This window comes from Bartonella japonica, from assembly GCF_040545385.1.
GTDB lineage: Bacteria > Pseudomonadota > Alphaproteobacteria > Rhizobiales > Rhizobiaceae > Bartonella > Bartonella japonica.
Genome location: NZ_JBEPLT010000048.1, coordinates 1 through 2,178 on the forward strand (window position 1 = coordinate 1; position 2,178 = coordinate 2,178).

Sequence of the window (2,178 nt, forward strand, 5' to 3'; positions counted from 1 at the left end):
AACCCGTTGCGAGACAATGCACCAGTTGAAAGGCGGTTTCGCTTTTCAGACAATAAAGCCATTAAGCGTGTAGAGATCAATTGGTCAGACAATCCGAAGTTTCCAAAGATCTTGAATGAAGCGCGGTTGGATGATTTTAGAAATCGTCCAGAGACCTATAAGCATATTTGGGAAGGTGGTTATCTTACAGCAGTTCAGGGAGCTTACTTCCAAAAGGAAATGTTAGCAGCTGAGCAGGAGGGGCGGATAGGGCGTGTTGCTCGTGACCCTTTGATGCAAATTCGTGCCTTTTGGGACATTGGTGGTACGGGCGCCAAGGCAGATGCGACAGCGATATGGATAGCTCAGTTTATTGGCAAGGAAATCAGAGTGCTTGATTATTACGAAGCACAAGGACAGCCGTTATCAGAGCACATAGGTTGGTTGCGGTGCAATGGCTATGAGAAGGCATTGATGGTTTTACCTCATGATGGTGCAACGAGAGACCGTGTACACAATGTGAGCTTTGAGAGCGCTTTGAATGACGCCGGCTTTGAAACGCAGGTTATTCCTAATCAAGGGGCTGGTGCTGTTAAGATGCGGATAGAGGCAGTGCGGCGTATATTACCTTCAGTATGGTTTAACGAAGAGATGACCGTAGCAGGGCGCAAGGCTTTAAGTTGGTATCACGAGAAATGGGATGAGAAGCGGGGTATTGGTTTGGGTGCAGAGCATGATTGGTCCAGTCATGGAGCGGATGCTTTTGGATTAATGTGTGTGAGTTACGAAGCCCCAAAGATTAAGACACAGCAAGAGCGTTATCGTGTCACAGAAAGAGAAACAGCCTCATGGATGGCATTCTAAAGAACGATAAAAAGAGAGCACATCTTGATGATTATGAGCTCTATAGACGATTAAGATCTTGGTACGCTGAAGATATTGATCATGTTAATGAATGGCGTGAACAAGCGCGTGAAGATTTTGATTTTTACAATGGTCGTCAATGGGCAGAGGAAGATCTTACGGTTTTAAAAACGCAACGACGCCCTGTGATGACCTTTAACCGTATAGCGCCTTTGGTGAATGCTATTGTTGGGGCGGAGCGTAATAATAAGCGAGAAGTACAGTTTCAACCGCGTCAAATTGGTGCTGCAATACCCAATGAATTACTGACGGGAGCTGCCGAATGGTTTCGTGATGAGGCGGAGGCTGAGTATGCAGATTCCGATGCTTTTCAAGATATGGTTATTTGTGGCATGGGATGGACAGACACACGTTTGGACTATGAAACAAATCCGGAAGGTGTACCCACAATTAGACGTTTAGATCCACTGAAAATGGTATGGGATGCGAATGCTGTGAGACCAAATTTGGTTGATGCACAGCGCTTGTGGTATGTGGATCGCAAATCTGTTGAGGATGCTAAAAATCTTTTTCCTGAAGTGGCTTTGGAAGATCTTAATGCCGATTGGGCTGTCGATAGCACGATCAGTACGGAAGATCATCATGTATCGCTTGATGCTTATGGCGATAATCATACTGGAATAACGCCGTTTTCAGAAAGACAGTATGTTACACTTGTTGAATGTCGTTGGTTTGAGTATGAGACTTATTACAAGGCAATGGACCCTCAAACGGGTCAGATGCGCGATTATAACCAACAAGAGTTTGAACAGATTCAGATTGTTCTACCTGAGTTTAAAGGTGCACGCTTTCATAAGAAAATTGTTAAGCGTGCTTTTCTTGGTCGGCGTCTTTTGGTAAAGCCCGATAGACCCTTAGCGCCTGATGGGCAGCTTGGATGGGAATGCATTACAGGCACGTTGGATAAGCTTAAAAACCAGTTTTACGGTATTGTTCGCCCAGCTAAAGATCCACAAAAATGGTCCAATAAATATTTTAGCCAAGTCATGTAAGATATAGTATCAAAAAACACAATAAAGTCAATAGTTTGTATGTAATTATTTTATATGAATCCACTTAAGAATCCACACTTTTATACGTGATTCATTTGACCATTTTTTATATAAGATTGCCATGTATGAATAGACCATAAAAAGCAAATCATGATGCTAATATTATAACGCATGGGTGCATTCAAATAAAATGAAAAGCAGTTATCACTCATAACAGTTTATAAATTTTATGATACGTTTTTATCTCAGCACAAATCACATTGTTAAAAATTCAATCGTTTGA

General features: G+C 42.3%; 2 pseudogenes. Both read left to right on the plus strand.

The window, feature by feature from the left end:
• Nucleotides 1-843, plus strand: a pseudogene (locus ABID39_RS07770) (PBSX family phage terminase large subunit); the annotation flags it as partial.
• Nucleotides 828-1,892, plus strand: a pseudogene (locus ABID39_RS07775) (portal protein); the annotation flags it as partial. The pseudogenes ABID39_RS07770 and ABID39_RS07775, both read left to right, overlap by 16 nt.
• Nucleotides 1,893-2,178: the final 286 nt, after the last annotated feature.